The sequence below is a fragment of the Burkholderia pyrrocinia genome, assembly GCF_018417535.1.
Taxonomy (GTDB): Bacteria; Pseudomonadota; Gammaproteobacteria; order Burkholderiales; family Burkholderiaceae; genus Burkholderia; species Burkholderia pyrrocinia_E.
Map to the genome: position 1 here is coordinate 2,859,031 of NZ_CP070977.1, position 17,972 is coordinate 2,877,002.

The 17,972-nt window shown below is 68.5% G+C and carries 18 protein-coding genes and 1 pseudogene; 13 read left to right on the plus strand and 6 right to left on the minus strand.

Going from position 1 to position 17,972, the window contains the following annotated elements; all coding sequences use genetic code 11:
* Window positions 1–376 precede the first annotated feature (376 nt).
* From JYG32_RS13285 to JYG32_RS13315, 7 genes are all read left to right on the plus strand, one after another.
* Window positions 377–1,063 carry an orotate phosphoribosyltransferase gene (locus tag JYG32_RS13285; protein ID WP_213263774.1) on the plus strand — a complete coding sequence of 229 codons (687 nt, stop codon included), beginning with the start codon at window positions 377–379 and terminating at the stop codon, window positions 1,061–1,063.
* A 240-nt stretch (window positions 1,064–1,303) separates the two neighbouring features.
* Entirely contained in the window at window positions 1,304–1,897 is a 594-nt protein-coding gene (locus tag JYG32_RS13290) for a YbhB/YbcL family Raf kinase inhibitor-like protein (RefSeq protein ID WP_213263775.1), read from the plus strand.
* A 200-nt stretch (window positions 1,898–2,097) separates the two neighbouring features.
* Window positions 2,098–2,670, plus strand: coding sequence for a flavodoxin family protein (locus JYG32_RS13295; RefSeq protein ID WP_213263776.1), 573 nt, complete (start codon window positions 2,098–2,100; stop codon window positions 2,668–2,670).
* Between the two features lie 155 nt (window positions 2,671–2,825).
* Window positions 2,826–3,776: an N-acetyl-gamma-glutamyl-phosphate reductase gene (gene argC / locus JYG32_RS13300; RefSeq protein ID WP_213263777.1), complete on the plus strand. Its 951-nt coding sequence runs from the start codon at window positions 2,826–2,828 to the stop codon at window positions 3,774–3,776.
* Between the two features lie 430 nt (window positions 3,777–4,206).
* On the plus strand, window positions 4,207–5,628 hold the full coding sequence (locus JYG32_RS13305; RefSeq protein ID WP_174382537.1) for a DUF2957 domain-containing protein: 1,422 nt from the start codon (window positions 4,207–4,209) through the stop codon (window positions 5,626–5,628).
* Window positions 5,629–5,768: 140 nt separating this feature from the next.
* On the plus strand, window positions 5,769–7,010 hold the full coding sequence (locus JYG32_RS13310; protein ID WP_213263778.1) for a DUF2957 domain-containing protein: 1,242 nt from the start codon (window positions 5,769–5,771) through the stop codon (window positions 7,008–7,010).
* Window positions 7,011–7,026: 16 nt separating this feature from the next.
* Window positions 7,027–7,860 carry an OmpW/AlkL family protein gene (locus JYG32_RS13315; RefSeq protein WP_072443188.1) on the plus strand — a complete coding sequence of 278 codons (834 nt, stop codon included), beginning with the start codon at window positions 7,027–7,029 and terminating at the stop codon, window positions 7,858–7,860.
* A 184-nt stretch (window positions 7,861–8,044) separates the two neighbouring features.
* On the opposite strand, the pseudogene JYG32_RS13320 reads toward JYG32_RS13315, so the two are convergent.
* A pseudogene (locus JYG32_RS13320) lies at window positions 8,045–8,281 on the minus strand (LysR family transcriptional regulator); the annotation flags it as partial.
* Here JYG32_RS13320 and JYG32_RS13325 point away from each other — a divergent pair.
* On the plus strand, window positions 8,222–8,473 hold the full coding sequence (locus JYG32_RS13325) for a hypothetical protein (protein ID WP_283842718.1): 252 nt from the start codon (window positions 8,222–8,224) through the stop codon (window positions 8,471–8,473). The pseudogene JYG32_RS13320 and the gene JYG32_RS13325 overlap by 60 nt on opposite strands.
* 75 nt (window positions 8,474–8,548) lie before the next feature.
* Here the strand turns inward: JYG32_RS13325 and JYG32_RS13330 are convergent, their stop codons facing one another.
* Both JYG32_RS13330 and JYG32_RS13335 read right to left on the minus strand, forming a co-directional pair.
* Window positions 8,549–9,190 carry a LysE family translocator gene (locus JYG32_RS13330; RefSeq protein WP_213263779.1) on the minus strand — a complete coding sequence of 214 codons (642 nt, stop codon included), beginning with the start codon at window positions 9,188–9,190 and terminating at the stop codon, window positions 8,549–8,551.
* 79 nt (window positions 9,191–9,269) lie between these two features.
* A complete protein-coding gene (locus JYG32_RS13335; RefSeq protein ID WP_213263780.1) occupies window positions 9,270–10,139 on the minus strand; it encodes an NAD(P)-dependent oxidoreductase in 870 nt (289 codons plus the stop codon).
* Between the two features lie 96 nt (window positions 10,140–10,235).
* Between JYG32_RS13335 and JYG32_RS13340 the strand changes: the two genes are divergently transcribed.
* Window positions 10,236–10,994 (plus strand): Mut7-C RNAse domain-containing protein, encoded by a 759-nt coding sequence (locus JYG32_RS13340; protein WP_213263781.1) that lies wholly within the window; start codon window positions 10,236–10,238, stop codon window positions 10,992–10,994.
* A 78-nt stretch (window positions 10,995–11,072) separates the two neighbouring features.
* On the opposite strand, the gene JYG32_RS13345 is transcribed toward JYG32_RS13340, so the two are convergent.
* The gene (locus JYG32_RS13345; RefSeq protein ID WP_174384249.1) at window positions 11,073–11,312 is read right to left on the minus strand and encodes a hypothetical protein; all 240 of its coding nucleotides are present in this window, start codon (window positions 11,310–11,312) and stop codon (window positions 11,073–11,075) included.
* Between the two features lie 402 nt (window positions 11,313–11,714).
* Here JYG32_RS13345 and JYG32_RS13350 point away from each other — a divergent pair, with 402 nt between their 5' ends.
* The 4 genes from JYG32_RS13350 to JYG32_RS13365 are packed head-to-tail and all read left to right on the plus strand — an operon-like array spanning window position 11,715 to window position 15,974.
* On the plus strand, window positions 11,715–12,920 hold the full coding sequence (locus JYG32_RS13350; protein ID WP_213263782.1) for an efflux RND transporter periplasmic adaptor subunit: 1,206 nt from the start codon (window positions 11,715–11,717) through the stop codon (window positions 12,918–12,920).
* Window positions 12,921–12,928: 8 nt separating this feature from the next.
* On the plus strand, window positions 12,929–13,627 hold the full coding sequence (locus tag JYG32_RS13355; protein WP_174384247.1) for an ABC transporter ATP-binding protein: 699 nt from the start codon (window positions 12,929–12,931) through the stop codon (window positions 13,625–13,627).
* 21 nt (window positions 13,628–13,648) lie between these two features.
* Window positions 13,649–14,803 (plus strand): ABC transporter permease, encoded by a 1,155-nt coding sequence (locus tag JYG32_RS13360; protein WP_213263783.1) that lies wholly within the window; start codon window positions 13,649–13,651, stop codon window positions 14,801–14,803.
* 4 nt (window positions 14,804–14,807) lie between these two features.
* The gene (locus tag JYG32_RS13365) at window positions 14,808–15,974 is read left to right on the plus strand and encodes an ABC transporter permease (RefSeq protein WP_174384245.1); all 1,167 of its coding nucleotides are present in this window, start codon (window positions 14,808–14,810) and stop codon (window positions 15,972–15,974) included.
* A 13-nt stretch (window positions 15,975–15,987) separates the two neighbouring features.
* Here JYG32_RS13365 and JYG32_RS13370 read toward each other — a convergent pair whose 3' ends face one another.
* Both JYG32_RS13370 and JYG32_RS13375 read right to left on the minus strand, forming a co-directional pair.
* Window positions 15,988–17,319 carry a carotenoid oxygenase family protein gene (locus JYG32_RS13370; RefSeq protein ID WP_174384244.1) on the minus strand — a complete coding sequence of 444 codons (1,332 nt, stop codon included), beginning with the start codon at window positions 17,317–17,319 and terminating at the stop codon, window positions 15,988–15,990.
* A 16-nt stretch (window positions 17,320–17,335) separates the two neighbouring features.
* Window positions 17,336–17,959 carry a DUF2239 family protein gene (locus JYG32_RS13375; protein WP_213263784.1) on the minus strand — a complete coding sequence of 208 codons (624 nt, stop codon included), beginning with the start codon at window positions 17,957–17,959 and terminating at the stop codon, window positions 17,336–17,338.
* Window positions 17,960–17,972: the final 13 nt, after the last annotated feature.

Sequence of the window (17,972 nt, forward strand, 5' to 3'; positions counted from 1 at the left end):
CGACTGCGAGACGGCACGCGACGCGCCGGGTGGGCACGCCATCGAACCTTGGCGGGTGGCAAGAGGAAAGTACAAAGTACTGAACGATTTCTAAGGGTCGCCTAGTGTACACCCCGCGCATGACACATGTTGGTGCAGCGCGGCATCCCCGGCATCGGCACGCGAGCGGTCCGCCCCCGCTTGTTTCACCGGTGGTGAGCCGCATCGCGAACCTGCGCGAATTCCGCCGAAAACCGGCCTGAATCGGGTAAAATGTCGGGCTACGCGCGCAGCGATGCGATTGGTCCTCCGATCGCGCCCCGGCCCTCTGGGCAGGTTCCCCTTGCTGCGCCACCGGGCCCGCGCCCGCTCCTCGCTCAACACCCAAGGAATGCCCATGACAGGCTACGATCGTCAGTCGATCTCGGATACGACCGCCAAAATGCTGCTCGAAGTGCAGGCGGTGCACTTCAACGCCGAAAAACCCTTCGTCTTCACGTCGGGCTGGGCAAGCCCCGTTTATATCGACTGCCGCAAGCTGATCTCGTATCCGCGTGTGCGCCGCGGCCTGATGGAAATGGCGGAAACGACGATCCTGCGCGACATCGGTTTCGAGCAGATCGACGCGGTGGCGGGCGGCGAAACGGCCGGCATCCCGTTCGCGGCGTGGATCGCGGACCGGATGATGGTGCCGATGCAGTACGTGCGCAAGAAACCGAAGGGTTTCGGCCGCAACGCGCAGATCGAAGGCCATCTGGAAGAAGGCTCGCGCGTGCTGCTGGTGGAAGACCTGACGACCGACAGCCGCAGCAAGATCAACTTCATCAACGCGCTGCGCACCGCGGGCGCGACGGTGAACCACTGCTTCGTGCTGTTCCACTACAACATCTTCAAGGAAAGCGTGTCGGTCCTGAAGGACATCGACGTCGACCTGCACGCGCTGGCGACGTGGTGGGACGTGCTGCGCATCGCGAAGGCATCGGGCTACTTCGAGACGAAGACGCTCGACGAAGTCGAGAAGTTCCTGCACGCGCCGGCCGAGTGGTCGGCCGCGCACGGCGGCGCGACGGGCGCCCAGGAGTGACGCCGCGCCGGCACGCATGCCGGCGCCCTGGCTGAACAAGCCGCCTGCTTCACCGCAGGCGGCTTTTTTTCGTCCCTCGTCCCGCGCAGGAACCGGTCGCGACCGCGGGTCGCGGTGTGCATCGCTCATCGAACCCTAATGCTAGACTTGATCCATCGTCGCCATCAGCGACGCGGGCAACGCACAACGCCAACAACGCCGGGAGCATCGGCCCGGCCCACGTGACGGGAGAAGCGCCATATGCGTGTGGATCGCCGGATCACTCCGCCTGCGCCATCGGGTCGCCCGTCTCCGTTCCTCGCCCTCCTCCTTTGCAGCGCCGTCTTCGCGGCGCTGCCCGCGCATCCGGAAGGCCCGTTCACCGTGTCGAGCGACGACCTGACGCCCGGCGGGCGCGTCCGCGCCGCGAACGTGTTCGATCGCGGCGACTGCAAGGGCGCGAACCGCTCGCCGCAACTCAGCTGGCACAACCCGCCGCCCGGCACGCGCGGCTACGCGGTCACGATCTTCGATCCCGACGCGCCCGGGCACGGCTGGTGGCACTGGGCCGTGGCGGTCATCCCGGCCACGGTCACGAGCCTGCCCGCCGACGCGAGCGCGTCCGGCTTCCTGCGGCGCATCGGCGCGAGCGAGGCGCGCAACGATTTCGGGATCGACGGCTACGGCGGCCCGTGCCCGCCGCCCGGCAAGCCGCATCGCTACGTGATCACCGTCTACGCGCTGAAGGGCAGCGACCTGCGCGTCGCGCAGGGCCGCCCCGCGCCGATGTTCGAGCACGAGATCGGCACGCTCGCGATCGGCACCGCGCAATTCACCGTCAGCTACGGGCAGTGACGGACGCCGCGCCGCGATTGCCGGCCACAGTGAATTTCAGTGCGCCGCATGCGCGCGTTTTCCCGTCATTTCGGCTTGCTAGACTCGTCGTCACCGGTCGCGGCCCCACACGCCGCGCATCGGTCGCGCCGCCCGCCGGCGACGCGTGACGCGGCAGGCCGCTGCGGCCGCCGTTCCCGTCCCTTTCCGGAGAACGCTTCATGTCGAACATCGTCATCGTCTATCACAGCGGCTACGGTCACACGCAGAAACTGGCCGAGGCCGTTCACGCGGGCGCGCAGGACGCCGGCGCGACCGTACGCCTGATCGCCGTCGGCGACCTCGACGACGCGGGCTGGGCCGCCCTCGACGCGGCCGACGCGATCGTCTTCGGCGCGCCGACCTACATGGGCGGCCCGTCGGCACAGTTCAAGCAGTTTGCCGACGCGACGTCGAAAGCGTGGTTCACGCAGAAGTGGAAAGACAAGATCGCCGCGGGCTTCACGAACTCCGCGACGATGAACGGCGACAAGTTCTCGACGATTCAATATTTCGTCACGCTGTCGATGCAGCATGGGATGGTGTGGGTCGGCACGAGCCTGATGCCGGCCAACTCGAAGGCGGCCACGCGCAACGACATCAACTACCTCGGCGGCTCCACGGGCCTGCTCGCGCAGTCGCCGGCGGATGCGACGCCCGACGAGGGCCCGCTGCCGGGCGACCTCGAGACCGGGAAGGCATTTGGCCGGCGCGTCGCCGAAGCGACGGCACGCTGGGTTGCCGGCAGCCGCTGAGCCGGCCCCGGGCGCCCGCGCCGGCGGGCGTCAAAGGGACACAAGACGGCCCGCCGGCCGTCTTTTTTTCGCCCCGCGCGGTGCAGGCCCGCCGGATGACGTCTTAAAATGGCGGTTTCCGGGCGCGGGCCCCCGTTTCATTCAGTGAGAGCGAAATGAGCACCAAAGTTTTTGTCGACGGCCAGGAAGGCACGACCGGCCTCAAGATCTTCGAATACCTGTCGGCGCGCAACGACATCGAGATCCTGCGCATCGATGAAGCGAAGCGCAAGGACGTCGACGAGCGCCGCCGCCTGATCAACGCGTCGGACGTCACGTTTCTGTGCCTGCCGGACGTCGCGTCGCGCGAATCGGCCTCGCTCGTCGAGAACCCGAACACGACGCTGATCGACGCGAGCACCGCGTTCCGCACCAGCGCCGACTGGGCCTACGGCCTGCCCGAACTGACCCGCGCGCAGCGCGAGAAGATTCGCACGTCGAAGCGCGTCGCAGTGCCGGGCTGCCACGCATCGGCCTTCGTGCTCGCGATGCGCCCGCTCGTCGATGCGGGCATCGTCGCACCGACGTTCGCCGCGCACAGCTACTCGATCACCGGCTACAGCGGCGGCGGCAAGTCGATGATCGCCGACTACGAGAACGCGGCACCGGGCGGCAAGCTCGCGAGCCCGCGCCCGTACGCGCTCGGCCTCACGCACAAGCACCTGCCGGAAATGGCCGCGCACACGGGCCTCGCGAACCCGCCGATCTTCACGCCGATCGTCGGCCCGTTCCTGAAGGGTCTCGCTGTGACGACCTATTTCACGCCCGACCAGCTCGCGAAGCGCGCGACGCCGCAGGACGTGCAGCGCGTGTTCGCCGAGTACTACGCGAACGAAGCGTTCGTGCGCGTCGCGCCGTTCGACGCGGACGCCAACCTCGACAGCGGCTTCTTCGACGTGCAGGCGAACAACGACACGAACCGGGTCGACCTGTTCGTGTTCGGCAACGAAGAGCGCTTCGTCACGGTCGCGCGCCTCGACAACCTCGGCAAGGGTGCGTCGGGCGCCGCGATCCAGTGCATGAACCTCGCCATCGGCTCGGCCGAGGACGCGGGCCTCACGCGCTGATCATCCTCTCTTGCGATGCAAAGCCGGCCGCTGGCCGGCTTTTTATTTACCCGTATCAGGCAATAAATAAAATCCTGTTCGCGCATTTACAAATATTTACAAGCTTTCCATTGCGCGATTACCAGCGAATTAACCAACCGCCTCTTTATCCAGTCAATCCCGAATAGGGATAAACCGGATACCGCTGCTTTAAACGCTGCCGTTATACGCGGGAAGGCCCTTCGACAGCCTGCCCGGCGTCGCACATTCCCCACTCCGGCAGCTTTCGGCAGCCCCTCGCCCGTTTTAATTCTTACTGAATGCCATGTCGGACAAGGATTGAAAACGCGACACCCGTTTCAATCGCCTTTTTTAGACGGGTTCATCAATTGACAGCAAAAATCCAGGCGGCGACATTAGCTCGCACAATTAAACGATTGGAGACAGCGGCATGTCGCACGCCTTATCGAAGGGGGTGGCAACGGCCTTTGCCATTGCCCCTTTCCTGGTTGCATGTGGTGGAGGGGATTCCGGCGGCGCGCTCGCGCCGATCAATGCGCCCCAATGTTCCGGATCGAGCTGCGGCACGCAAGGGCCGCCGCCGTCACAACCCGTCAACGGTTCACTGTGTCCGGCCAACGCCGACATCGTGAAGAGCACGTATCTCGGCGGTGCCGGTAGCGGCGAGATCGTCAGCGTCAACATCGACGCGGTCGCGATGACGTACACGCTCAAGTGGCTCGAATCGCCGATTCCGCTGAAGACGGGCACCGTCACGCCCAGCCGCGTCGGCACGACGATCACCGGCAAGGTCATCCACCCGCCGACCGGCACGCTGCCGACCGCCGAGCAGACGCGCTGCGCGTTCGTCCTCACGCCGGGCACGGGCCCCGCGCCGGACGGCTCGACCTACTCGACGGCCGCCGACTTCAACCAGGCGAACCCGCCGATGCTGCTCGTCGGCATGGGCGTCGCGGGCGGCGGCATTCCCGGCGCGACGATCCAGTACGACGGGCTGACGATCATCCCGGGCGTCGTGCAGAACGTCGGCCAGGTGCCGAACCGCCACTTCGATTTCTATCCGTTCCTCGGTTTCGCGAACACGACGACCGACCTGTCGAAGCTGCCGGGCACGTACAACGCGCTGATCTACCACCTCGTGCCGTCGGGCAACTACGCGACGAAGGGCTCGAACTCGAGCGAGACGTTCGACGCGAACGGCGCATGCACGTCGGCCGGTTCGGGCGGCTGCCAGACGACCGGCGACCCGTGGAAGACGAGCGCGAAAGGCGGCTACTTCGACAGCACGAAGGCACCGCAGACGCTGCCGCAGACGCAACTGCCGATCGTCGGCGCGACCGGCAAGTCGGCGACCGCGCACATGGTGATCGGCCAGCTCAACGGCGCGACGGTGCCGGTGATCGTGCGCACGGGCAACGTGAACCTCGGTACGCCGCCGCTGCACACCGACGCGCAGGTCGACGACGAATCGGGCATCGCAGTGCTCGGCGCGGCGACGGCGATCACGTCGGGCGCGATCGACGGCGGCTACGCAGGCGCGGACTCGAACTTCAAGTACACGGCCGCCCTGATCCGCGGCAGCAACGCGTCGTTCATCAACCCGACCACGCAGGCCGAGGAAGACGGCTTCACGCTCGACTACGGCCAGGCGACGCCGGGCCTGCTGAACGCGAAGACGACGCCGCCGAGCGGCGCGACCTACCCGTCCGCTTCGGGCGTGGTGATCGCGACGGGCGGGCTGTACGCGGCGCTCGTGCAGGGCACGGTGAACGGCGGCGTCACGTCGACGTCGGCGAACTCGACGACTTCGTCGACACCGTACTTCGGCGTGGGCGCGCAGATCAGCAAGTAGCGATCCGGGACGCGGCGACGGCCCGCCCGCCGCCGCGTGACGCACGAAGCGCGCGGCACCGCGCACGCAGGACGAGCACAAGCAACAGAAGCGGCCGACAGGGAGCTGGCCGCCACACAAGACAAATCTGGAGGAGCAACATGAAGCGCAACCTCATTCTGGCGGCGGCCCTTGCCGCCCCCCTTCTTTCCGCCTGCGGCGGCGGCAGCGACAACCCGCCCCCGCTCGTCGAAGACCGGCTCTGTCCTGCGTCGCTCGACTACAGCACCGTGTTTACGGGCGGCGCGGGCAGCGGCGAACTCGCCAAGGTCCAGCTCGACACGACCAAGATGACCTGGCAGGTGACGTACGTCGAATCGCCGGTTCCGCAAACGACCGGCACCGTCGTGCCGACCCGCGCGGGCACCGTCGACAGCGGCACGCTCACGCAGGAAACGCTGCTGCCGACCAACAAGCTGAACCAGTGCGCGTTCCGCCTGAACGGCGCAAGCCTCGACGCGACGCGCCCGGCACGGATCTTCGTCGGCTTCGGCGTCGCCGGCGGCACGATTCCCGGCAAGGAAATCCAGTTCAACGGCGTGCTCGGCCAGGCCGCGGTGCCCGACACGAAATTCCCGTACTACCCGTTCATCGGCTTCTCGTCGATCGAGACCAACATCGCGAACGTTGCGGGCACATACAGCCATGTCGGCTTCGGCGAAGTACCGTCGCAGAACTTCGCGCCCGCGTCGATCGACGCGAAGGTGACGATCAACGCGGACGGCTCGTGGACCAAGTGCGACACGACCGGCCAGTTCGCCGGCGGCGCGTGCTTGCAGCAGGGCACGAACTTCGTGCAGTCCGCGGACGGCAGCGGCGCGTTCCAGTCGAACAACTACAGCAGCCAGTTGAAGCCGACGCTGTCGGCAACGCCGCAGGGCAAGGGCTTCATGATCGTCGGCAAGCTGCGCAACCAGCTCGTGCCGATCCTCGTGCGCACCGGCGTCGCGAACCCGAACCCGACGCCCGACAGCAACGGCGTGCCGGGCCTCACCGCCGACGACGAATCGAGCATCTCGATCCTCGCGCCGCAGACGGCGATCGCCGCCGGCTCGCAGAACGGCGAGTACATCGGCGTCGACAGCGAGTTCAACTACCGGACCACCGCGCTGATCAACACCCAGGCGACGCTGCTCGATCCGTTCCAGCCGTCTCAGGCGTCGCTCACGAGAGTGCTCGACCTCGACTACACGCAGAAGGTGCCGGGCACGGTCACGACGATCCACACAGGTTCGGGCAGCACGTCGCCGACCGGCAAGTTCATCTTCTCGGGTGGCGTGTTCGGTTTCCTCGATAACGCGGGATCGACGCCGTATTTCACGATCGGCGCGTTCGTCCAGTAAGCGGAGGGAAGCCGTGATGAAGAAAACCCTTCTCTGCGCGGCGGCGGGCGCCGCCGCACTGGCGCCGCTCGCGGCGCACGCGCAGAGCGCCGGCAGCAACGTCGTCACGCTGGGCTGGTTCCACGTGATGCCGCAGCAGAGCAGCACGCCGATGACGACCAACGTCGCGCCGACGCCGATCAACACGCCGCTGCGGCTGCCGCCGTCGTTCACGTCGCCGGGCACGGGGCTGCGCACGAGCGGCGCCGACACCGTCGGCCTGACGGTCAGCCACTTCCTGACCGACCACATCGCGGTCACGTCGGTGGCCGGCGTGCCGCCGGTGTTCAAGGTGTCGGGCCAGGGCACGATCAAGCCGCCCGGCCCGGCCGGCGCGCTCGGCACGCAGAACATCGGGCTCGCGTCGGTCAACCCGATCGTGAAGAGCGTACGGCAGTGGAGCCCGGCCGTGCTGCTGCAGTACTACTTCGGGCAGGCAACCGCGAAGTTCCGGCCGTTCCTCGGCCTCGGCGTGTCGTACAACTGGTTCAGCGACCTGCAGCTCAACACGAACTTCATCAAGCAGACGCAGGACAACCTCGGCGCGATTCTCGCGGCGGGCGCGGGCAAGCCGGGTACGACATCGGTGGAGGCGAAGGCGTCGTCGTCATGGCAGCCGGTGTTCAACGCGGGCCTGCAGTACAACATGACGGAGCATTTCGGGCTGATCGCGTCGGTGACGTACATCCCGCTGAAGACGACGTCGACGGTGACGATCAAGGCAGCCGATGGTTCGGTGCTCGCCGAGTCGAAATCGGACCTGAAAGCCGACCCGATCATCAGCTACGTCGGGATGACCTACAAGTTCTGAGCCCGGCGACGGACGACGAATGGAAAGCCGCGGCAAAATCGCAGGCAAAAAAAAGCCCGCCTAAGAGGCGGGCTGAATCCATATCAGAGGAGACATGGAGGAGACAGGTGCAACTATAGCGAATCGGTTTCCGCAATGCAACATTTCCGTAGAGAAAATAAGGATTTTCCCTCGAATGCTGCCTCTAGTTCGCTTCCACTTCATCTGACCCCTTCCCGTTCTCCCGGTCGAGCACCTCGCCCAGCACGTCGCGCAGCAGCGCGACAGGCCGCACCAGCCGGCCCGGCAGCGCGCCGTGCACGATCCACACGTTGATCCGCGTCTCCAGCCCCGCCGTTTCCACCACCCTCAGCGCATCGCGATGCGCACTGCGCGCCAGCGCGTTCGGCGGCGCAATGCCGATGCCGGCGCCGCGCGCGGCCGCCTGAACGGGCTGTTCGTCGGCGGCGGCGCGCTCGGCGCGGCGCTCGCGGGCAGCGCGTGGGCCTGGGGCGGATGGAGTGCCGTGTGTGGGGTCGGGGTCGGATTCGCGTTTGCCGGCGCGGCAGCCCTGTTCGAGCTCTCGGCCGGACGCCGGACCGGCGCGGCTGCGTCGATTCGCCCGCGCATGTGAAGCGGACGCGAAAAGACGAACGCCCCGCCCTCTTGCAAGGGACGGGGCGTTCGGCGTGCCTCGGTCAGCCCGGAATCAGTGACGGACCAGCGCCATCATCGCGCCGAAGCCGACGAACAACCCGCCCGTCAGCCGGTTGAAGACCTTCGCGACGCTCTGGCTCTTCAGCGTCGCGCCGATACGCGTGCCGAACGACGCGTAGACGAGATACCAGCTCACCTCGATCACCGCGAACGTGACGACGAGGATGCCGATCTGCGGCAGCGTCGGCTCGGCCGCGTTGATGAACTGCGGCAGCAGCGCAGCCGCGAACAGGATCGCCTTCGGGTTGCTGCCCGCAACCAGGAAGCCGTTGCGGAACAGCGTCCAGCGCGACGCCGGCGCAGCCTGGCGCGACACGGTTTCGACGTCGGCGGCCGACGGCGCGTCGTCCACGCGCGCGCGCCACGCCTTCACGCCGAGATAGACGAGGTAAGCCGCACCCGCGAAACGCAGCGTATTGAACATCGCCGGCCATGCCTCGAGCACCGCGCCGAGCCCCGCCGCCGACACCGACAGCATCAGCACCAGCGCGGTCAGGCAGCCGGCCATCGTCGCCGACGAGCGCCGCAGCCCGTGCCGCGCGCCGTGCGTCATCACGAGCAGCATGTTCGGGCCAGGAATCGCCGACACGACGAACACCGTCGCCACGAAAAGCCACCACGTATGCAGGTTCATGACCGCCTCAGCCTGAAAGAAAGAAGAAAGAAGAAACGCTGATTATGCCGTGCGCACCGCGCTTCTGTCGCGCCCGGGATCAGCGGCCCGCGCGGCGCAGCGCGACTTCGCCGAGCACCGCGAAATCCTGCTCGCCGCCGCCGTGCGCGAGCGCGTCGAGCAGGCTGTCGCGCACGACGCTCGCCACCGGCAGCGGCACCGACGTGGCGTCGCCGGCCTCCAGCGCGAGCCGCACATCCTTCAGCCCGAGGCGCGCCTTGAAGCGCGCGGGCTCGTAGCGCCGCTCGGCGATCATCGAACCGTAGCCTTCGTAGACGGGCCCCGGAAACACGCTGTTCGTGATCACGTCGAGGAAGTCGCGCATCGCGACGCCATGCGCGCCGAGCAGCGCGGACGCCTCGCCGAGCGTCTCGATCGCCGACGCTAGCGTGAAGTTCGCGGCGATCTTCGCGACGTTCGCATGCTGCGGCAACGAACCGAAGCGCCAGGTTTTCTGGCCGATCGCGTCGAACAGCGGCTGCACGCGGTCGATCGCCTCGGCGGGACCGCCCGCCATGATCGTCAGGCGCGCGGCGGCCGCGACGTCGGGCCGGCCCATCACCGGCGCGGCGACGTAGTCGAGGCCGCGCGACGCGTGTGCATGCGCGAGCGATTCGGCCAGCGCGACCGACACCGTCGCCATGTTCACGTGGATCAGGCCGCGCGGCGCCTGCGCGAGCAGCGCGTCGTCGAACACGGCGCGCACGGCCGCGTCGTCGCCGAGCATCGAGAACACCGCGTCGCCGCGAAACGCATCGGCCGGCGTGTCGACGATCTGCGCGCCGAATGCCGCGAGCGGCTCGGCACGCTCGCGCGAACGGTTCCAGACCCGCACCGTGTGGCCCGCCTTCAGCAGGTTCGTCGCGATCGCCTGCCCCATTTCGCCCAGCCCGATAAACCCGAGATCCATTGCCCGCTCCTTCGCTCCGTGAAGCGGGGAGTTAAACACAGATGCCGGCCGTCTGCAGCGCCTGCCTTCGGCCATGCGCGGTGCGATACTGCACGGATGGCGACCGCGACCTTCCGCTTCCATGGCGAACTGAACGCCTTTCTCCCGCGCGCACAGCGCGACCGCGCGTTCGGGCACGCGTGCGCACGCGATGCGACGGTGAAGCACGCGATCGAGGCGCTCGGCGTACCGCATACCGAAATCGGCCGGCTCCGCGTGAACGACACGCCGGCCGCGCTCGACCGCCCGCTCGACGACGGCGACCGTGTCGAAGCCTTTCCGGAGCGCGCGCAGCCGGCGGCGAACGGTGCAACCGCGCCGCAACCGGAACAATGGCGCTTCGTCGCCGACGCGCATCTCGGCGGCCTCGCGCAACTGCTGCGCCTCGCCGGCTTCGACACCTGCTACGACAACCACTACCGCGACGACGAGCTCGCGGCGCTCGCCGGCCGCGAGGGCCGGATCGTGCTGACCCGCGACCGCGAGCTGCTCAAGCGGCGCGCGGTCGCACGCGGCTGCTACCTGCACGCGCTGCAGCCGGCCGACCAGCTACGCGAGCTGTTCGAGCGGCTCGACCTCGCGCCGCACATGCGGCCGTTCCGGCTGTGCCTGCGCTGCAATGCTCCGCTGCATCCGCTCGACGCGGCCGCTGCCGCGCCGCGCGTGCCGGACGGCGTCCGGCAGCGGCACCGGCGCTTCGCCGCGTGCGACGTGTGCCGGCGCGTGTTCTGGGAAGGCTCGCACTGGCGGCGCATGCGTTCGGTGGTCGACGCGATGCGCGCGCCGGCGCCTCTGTCCGGCCGTGGCGACGCCTGAAAAAACAAAACCCCGCATGCCGAAGCATGCGGGGTTTTTCGACGGACGGCCGGCAATGCCGGCCCCGGGGCGAAGCGCTTAGTTTGCCGCGCCCTTGTCGTTCGTGCCAGCAGCCGAAGCAGCAGCGGCCTTCGCCTTGCCCTTCGCCGAACCGTGGGTCTTCAGTTGGTGTTTCGGCTTGCTGTGATCCTTCTTCATCGGTGCCGAAGCGGGAGCCATCGCGTCGCCTACCGGCGCCGATGCCGTCTCCTGTGCGAATGCCGAAACCGATGCGAGTGCGAATGCTGCGGTCATGATCGAAGCGAGCGTCTTCTTCATTGTTCTTCCTTTAGCGGAGAAATAGTCAAACGTACCGGTAAGAGATGCGAGGCATTCGCATCGGAACGCCAGTCGCGCCGGGGTTTCCGGCCGCCGCCGGGCGGCCGGCTTGCGCCGTTTCGCCGCGACAAAGACTGACGTACTGGCTCCATAACGCGCCGCCGTCGCGGCGAGTTGACACGCGGCTCGCGCGTCTCGGGTTTTCCCCGACGACGCCGGCTTCCGGCCACCCCGGCAGGCGTATCCGCCATCGCGGGGCCCGTCCGCCGGCGGCCGCGGCGGCCCGGCAAACCGGCTCTCGCGCGCTGCCCCGCGACGCTATACTGGGCGTCCATCCGTCCCTTTCCCCGGAAACCGGATCGCGGCCGGTCGCCAGACCGCCGCCGTCGCGAGGCGCTCAAATTGCCCGATCACAATCTGGACAAACTGAAAATCGACCGGCGTCCGATCGCACCGGCGCCACGCCGGCGCCGGTGGGTCCGCTATGCGGTCGCCGCCGCACTCGCCGTCGTCGCGATCGTCGCCGGCGTCGCGCTCACGGGCCGGCCGACGGTCGAAACCACGTCCGTCACGTCCGCGTACCCGTACCAGAACGACACGCAACTCAATGCGACCGGCTACGTCGTGCCGCAGCGCAAGGCCGCGGTCGCGTCGAAGGGCCAGGGGCGCGTCGAATGGCTCGGCGTGCTCGAAGGCACGCGCGTGAAGAAGGACGAGATCATCGCGCGCCTCGAAAGCCGTGACGTCGAGGCGTCGCGGGCACAGGCGCTGGCGCAGGCGAAGGTCGCCCGTGCGAACCTCGGCGTGCAGCAGGCCGAGCTGAAGGACGCCGAAATCGCGTTGCGCCGCACTGCGGCGCTCGCGCCGAGGGGCGCCGTGCCGGCCGCGCAGCTCGACATCGATACGGCCCGCGTGAACAAGGCGCGTGCGTCGCTCAGCAGCGGCGAGGCCACGATCGTGTCCGCCGACGCCAACGCGCAGGCCGCGCAGGTCGCAGTCGACCAGACGGTGATCCGCGCGCCGTTCGACGGGATCGTGCTCGCGAAGCACGCGAACGTCGGCGACAACATCACACCGTTCTCGTCCGCGTCGGACAGCAAGGGCGCGGTCGTGACGATCGCCGACATGGACACGCTCGAGGTCGAAGCCGACGTCGCCGAATCGAACATCGCGAAAATCCGCGCCGAGCAGCCCTGCGAGATCCTGCTCGACGCGCTGCCCGACCTGCGCTTCGCGGGCCGCGTGTCGCGCATCGTGCCGACCGTCGACCGCTCGAAGGCCACCGTGCTCGTGAAGGTGCGCTTCGTCGACCGCGACGACCGCGCGCTGCCCGACATGAGCGCGAAGATCGCGTTTCTGTCGAAGCCCGTGTCGGCGCAGGACCGGCAGCCCGTGACGGCCGTACAGGCAAGCGCGGTCGTCGAGCGCGACGGCCGGCCGGTCGTGTTCGTCGTGAAGGACGACACCGTGCACGCGGCGGCCGTCACGGCCGGCATGCGGATCGGCGAGCTCGTCGCGATCCGCGGCGTGAAACCCGGCGACACGATCGTGCTCGCGCCGGGCGCGAAGCTGAAGGACGGCGCGAAAGTGACCGTCGCGAAGAAGTAGCCGCCAGCGTGAACGACGCGCCGCCGCCCCTCGTCGAGATCAGCCACGTCGCGAAGTCGTACCGGCGCGGCAACCAGATCGTGCCCGTGCTGACCGACATCACGCTCGACATCGGCGAAGGCGACTTCGTCGCGCTGATGGGGCCGTCGGGTTCCGGCAAGAGCACGCTGCTGAACCTGGTGGCCGGCATCGACCGGCCCGACAGCGGCGAGCTGCACGTGGGCGGCCTCGATATCTCGCAGCTCGCGGAGGCGCAACTGGCCGAATGGCGCGCGGCGAACGTCGGCTTCATCTTCCAGTTCTACAACCTGATGCCCGTGCTCACCGCGTTCGAGAACGTCGAGCTGCCGCTGATGCTCACGCACCTGTCGCGCCGCGAGCGGCGCGAGCGCGTCGAGCTGGTGCTCGACATGGTGAACCTCGGCGACCGGACCAGCCACTACCCGTCCGAGCTGTCGGGCGGCCAGCAGCAGCGTGTCGCGATCGCTCGCGCGCTGATCACCGATCCCGTGCTGATCGTCGCCGACGAGCCGACCGGCGACCTCGACCGCGCGTCGGCCACCGACGTGCTCGCGATGCTGCAGCGGATGAACGCCGAGCTCGGCAAGACGATCATCATGGTGACCCACGACGCGCATGCGGCCGGCGCCGCGCGGTCGCTCGTGCATCTGGAAAAAGGGGAGCTGATCGATGGGCACGCCGGCTGACCGGCTGCGGGAGCGCGCGCGATGTACGTGCTGAAACTGATCGCGCGCAACACGCTGCGGCACCGGCTGCGCACGCTGCTGACCGTGCTCGGGCTCACGATCGCGGTGCTGGCGTTCGGGCTGCTGCACACGGTCGTCGACGCGTGGTACGCGGGCGCGGCCGCCGCGTCCAGCGGACGGCTCGTCACGCGCAATGCGATCTCGCTGGTGTTTCCGCTGCCCGTCAGCTACGAGAACCGGATACGCGGCGTCGAAGGCGTGACGGCCGTGGTCCGCTCGAACTGGTTCGGCGGCATCTACCGCGACCCGAAGAACTTCTTCGCGAGTTTCGCGGTGTCGGAGAACTATCTCGACCTGTATCCGGAATTCATCCTGCCCGCGCAGCAGCGCGCCGACTATGACCGCGACCGCCGCGGCTGCCTGGTCGGACGCCAGCTCGCGACGCAGTTCGGCTTCAAGATCGGCGACGTGATCCCGCTCAAGGGCACGATCTATCCCGGCACGTGGGACTTCGTCGTGCGCGGGATCCTCGACGGCCGCGACGATTCGACGATCACGCGCCAGCTGGTGTTCCACTGGGACTACCTGAACGAGACGGTGCGCCAGCGCACGCCGAAGCAGGCCGACCAGGTCGGCGTATTCGTGCTCGGCGTCGCGAATCCCGACGACGGCGCGACGATCGCGCGCAACGTCGACGCGGTGTTCAAGAACTCGCTCGCGGAGACGCTGACCGAGACCGAGCAGGCGTTCCAGCTCGGCTTCGTCGCGATGTCGAACCAGATCATCGCGGCGATCCGCCTGGTGTCGTACGTGGTGATCCTGATCATCATGGCCGTGATGGCCAACGCGATGGCGATGAGCGCCCGCGAACGTACGGCCGAATACGCGACGCTGAAGGCGCTCGGCTTCGGCCCCGGTTTTCTCGCGCTGATCGTATTCGGCGAATCGGTCGTGATCGCGGTGGCCGGCGGCGGGCTCGGGATACTCGCGACGCCGCCCGCCGCGAGCCTGTTCAAGCAGGCGGCCGGCGGCATCTTCCCGGTATTCAGGGTGTCGACCGAGACGGTCGTGCTGCAGGCCGCGTGCTCGGTCGCGGTTGGCGTCGCGGCGGCGATCGTGCCGGCGTGGCAGGCGGCGCGCGTGCGCGTCGTCGAAGGCCTGCGGGCGATCGGGTAGAAGCATGGCGATCCCGCTCACCTACATCGCGCGCAACCTGTGGACCCGGCGGCTCACCACCGCGCTCACCGCGGGCGGGATGGCGCTCGTGATCTTCGTGTTCGCGACGGTCCAGATGCTCGACGCGGGGCTCACGCAGACGCTCGTGTCGACCGGCGAACCCGACAACGCCGTGGTGATCCGCAAGGGCGCCGAAACCGAGATCCAGAGTTCGATCGACCACCAGCAGGCCAACGCGCTCGAGATGCACCCGGCCGTCGCGCTCGGCCGCGACGGCCGGCCGCTCGTGTCGAAGGAAGCGGTCGTGCTGATCTCGCTCGTGAAGACGTCGAGCGGCAAGCCGTCGAACGTCGTGATCCGCGGCGTGTCGCCGTCCGGCCTCGCGCTGCGCCCGCACGTGAAGCTGGTGGCCGGCCGCATGTTCGTGCCCGGCTCGTCGGAAATCATCGTCGGCAGCGCGATCGCGAAAGGCTTCAGCGGTACGCAGCTCGGCGACAGCCTGCATTTCGCGCAGCGCGACTGGACCATCGTCGGCATCTTCGACGCGGGCGGCAGCGGCTTCGATTCGGAAATCTGGGGCGACGTCGACCAGCTGATGCAGTCGTTCCGGCGCACGAGCTATTCGTCGATGGTGCTGCGCATCCCGGACGCCGACGGCTTCGCGCGCTTCAAGGCCGACATCGACGTCGACCCGCGGCTGACCGACGAGGCGAAACGCGAGCAGACCTTCTACGGCGACCAGTCGAAGGCGCTGTCGACGTTCATCAACATCCTCGGCATCACGCTGTCGACGATCTTCTCGATCGCCGCGATGATCGGCGCGATGATCACGATGTATGCGTCGGTCGCGAACCGCGTCGCCGAGATCGGCACGCTGCGCGCGCTCGGCTTCAAGCGCATGAACGTGCTCGCCGCGTTCCTGCTGGAAGCGCTGCTGCTCGGCTTCGTCGGCGGCGTCGCGGGGCTCGCGTGTGCGTCGCTGATGCAGTTCGCGTCGTTCTCGACGACCAACTTCCAGACCTTCTCGGACCTGTCGTTCCGTTTCGTGCTGACGCCCGCGATCGTCGTGAAGACGCTGCTGTTCTCGCTCGTGATGGGGCTCGTCGGCGGGTTCCTGCCGGCGATGCGCGCCGCGCGGCTGAAGATCGTCGACGCGCTGCGCGCGCAGTGACGCGCGCGGCCGCTCAGCGCTCGCGCGGCACCCACGCGCCGTGGAACCCGGCCGGCACGCGGCGCGGCAGGTGTACGGTCGCGACCGGCCCCGCATCGATCGCGCGCGCATCGAGGATCACGACGTCGCTCGTATCCGTCGCCGCGCGGTACACCATCACCAGCAGCCAGCCGTCGTCCTCGTCGATGCCGCCCGGGCGCGGCACGAACACGGGCTCGCCGTTCTGGTCGCCTGCCGGCACCGCGTAGCGTGTCGTCGTGCCGCGCGCGTGGTCGAAGCGCATCACGCCGCGCATTTCCGCATTGTTCGGCTGTTCGGCCGCATACAAATAGCGGTAGCGCCGCCCCGTCCGGCTTTCGTTGATGCGCGGCAGCTCGATGCCGCCGTCGGCGAGCGGCCCTTCGTCGATCAGCCCGTGCGCCGTATCGATCACGTAGCGCCACAACTCGCCGACCGGGTTGTCGGCAAAGCGGCCCGTGCGCGCGTCGAGCCGCAGGTACCACGGATAGCGCACCGCATCGAGCACGATGCACGATTCGTCGCAGTCGTACGCGTTCACGACGTGCAGGATGAAGCACGGCTCGACGCCGAACCAGCGCACGTCGCCGCCGTGGCGCGCGATCACGCCGATGCGCGCCGCCCGGTCGTCGTGCCAGCGCAGCGGCATCCGGTGGCCCTGCTTCAGCATCGAGAAGTCGTAGCCGACGTTCAGGTCGAGCAGCAGGCTGCGGGTTGCCGTGATCGCGAGGTCGTGCATCATCGACGGCGCGGGCACCTCGATCGCGAGGTCGACGCGCTGCCCGCCCTGCGCGTCGACGACGCCGTAGCGCAGCCACGGCGCGCGCCAGTCCGCGCGAAACGCGATCAGTTCGCCCGTTTCCGGGTCGACCTTCGGATGCGCGGTCATCCCGCCGTCGAAGCCCGCGTGCCGCGCCGACACGCCGAGCGAATCGAGCGCGGCGGTGATCGCGAACGGCGCGCCGCCCTCCGCCAGCGCGAGCAATTCGCCGGCGTGCCGCAGCACGTTCACGTTCGGATTGGTGTCGGGCAGATGCGGCGCCTGCGCCGGCGCATGCACGGCGGCCCAGCGGCGCGTGCGCGCCCAGCGGTTCCGGTAGCCGGCCGCGCGGCCGGCTTCGAACGCGATCGCGTGCAGCATCGCGGCCTCCGGCCACCACGACAGCACGTCGTTCCCTTCGAAGCGCCCGCCCGGCGGATTCGGGCCGTTGCGCAGCAGCGTGCCGTCGAGTTCGCGCGGGATGGCGCCGGTCACGCGCAGGTCGACGACGTCGACTTCATCGGCAACCGGCGCGATCGCGCCGCGGTTCAGGTCAAATGTGGTCATCGCATCGAGCGTTCCGTCAGCAGTCTTCGGTGGACGGCGGCAGGTCGCCGCGCGCCAGCGCAAGTGCATGGTCGCGCACGTCGTCCGGCCAGCCGGCGATCAGCTCGGCCAGCCGTGCCGGGTCGTTCGCATACAGCGCCCGCGCGGCCTCTTCGAAACCGGGCAGGTCGCCCGCCATCGCCGACATGAAGTGGTACGCGCGCGCCTGCGCGTCGCGGCGTCGGTCGGCCGCAGCATGCGTGCGCCGCGCGTCCTCGACGAGCTTGCGCAGCGCGACCGACGCGCCGCCTGGCTGCGCGCAGAGCCATTCCCAGTGACGCGGCAGCAGCGTGACCTCGCGCGACACGACGCCAAGCTTCGGCCGGCCGCGGCCGCGCTGCTCGCCCGTGCCGGCCGGCTCGCCGGCGGCACCGGGCGCGTCGCCCGGCGGCGGTGCATAGCGCGCGCGGATATCGTCCGCCGTGCCGCGCAGGTCGAGGTCGATCGAGCGGCCCGTCGCGTCGTCGAAGATCAGGATCGTGCCGGACATTGCGTCGCCGGCTTGCCTGACCGCGAGCGCAACCGTCGCGAGCGGGCCCGACGCGAGTCGCCGATGGCCGTCGAAGGCCGTGTACGAAGGAAGAAGCGTGGAGGTTGTCATCGTGGTCGCCCGC

Excerpts from the sequence above, each read along its gene's own strand:
- JYG32_RS13365 (WP_174384245.1), top strand. The coding sequence starts at position 14,808 with ATGGCGATCCCGCTCACCTACATCGCGCGCAACCTGTGGACCCGGCGG.
- JYG32_RS13315 (WP_072443188.1), top strand. The coding sequence starts at position 7,027 with ATGAAGAAAACCCTTCTCTGCGCGGCGGCGGGCGCCGCCGCACTGGCG.
- JYG32_RS13295 (WP_213263776.1), top strand. The coding sequence starts at position 2,098 with ATGTCGAACATCGTCATCGTCTATCACAGCGGCTACGGTCACACGCAG.
- JYG32_RS13360 (WP_213263783.1), top strand. The coding sequence starts at position 13,649 with ATGTACGTGCTGAAACTGATCGCGCGCAACACGCTGCGGCACCGGCTG.
- JYG32_RS13345 (WP_174384249.1), bottom strand. The coding sequence starts at position 11,312 with ATGAAGAAGACGCTCGCTTCGATCATGACCGCAGCATTCGCACTCGCA.
- JYG32_RS13330 (WP_213263779.1), bottom strand. The coding sequence starts at position 9,190 with ATGAACCTGCATACGTGGTGGCTTTTCGTGGCGACGGTGTTCGTCGTG.
- JYG32_RS13375 (WP_213263784.1), bottom strand. The coding sequence starts at position 17,959 with ATGACAACCTCCACGCTTCTTCCTTCGTACACGGCCTTCGACGGCCAT.
- JYG32_RS13310 (WP_213263778.1), top strand. The coding sequence starts at position 5,769 with ATGAAGCGCAACCTCATTCTGGCGGCGGCCCTTGCCGCCCCCCTTCTT.
- JYG32_RS13340 (WP_213263781.1), top strand. The coding sequence starts at position 10,236 with ATGGCGACCGCGACCTTCCGCTTCCATGGCGAACTGAACGCCTTTCTC.
- JYG32_RS13305 (WP_174382537.1), top strand. The coding sequence starts at position 4,207 with ATGTCGCACGCCTTATCGAAGGGGGTGGCAACGGCCTTTGCCATTGCC.
- JYG32_RS13370 (WP_174384244.1), bottom strand. The coding sequence starts at position 17,319 with ATGACCACATTTGACCTGAACCGCGGCGCGATCGCGCCGGTTGCCGAT.
- argC (WP_213263777.1), top strand. The coding sequence starts at position 2,826 with ATGAGCACCAAAGTTTTTGTCGACGGCCAGGAAGGCACGACCGGCCTC.
- JYG32_RS13325 (WP_283842718.1), top strand. The coding sequence starts at position 8,222 with ATGCGCACTGCGCGCCAGCGCGTTCGGCGGCGCAATGCCGATGCCGGC.
- JYG32_RS13335 (WP_213263780.1), bottom strand. The coding sequence starts at position 10,139 with ATGGATCTCGGGTTTATCGGGCTGGGCGAAATGGGGCAGGCGATCGCG.
- JYG32_RS13285 (WP_213263774.1), top strand. The coding sequence starts at position 377 with ATGACAGGCTACGATCGTCAGTCGATCTCGGATACGACCGCCAAAATG.
- JYG32_RS13290 (WP_213263775.1), top strand. The coding sequence starts at position 1,304 with ATGCGTGTGGATCGCCGGATCACTCCGCCTGCGCCATCGGGTCGCCCG.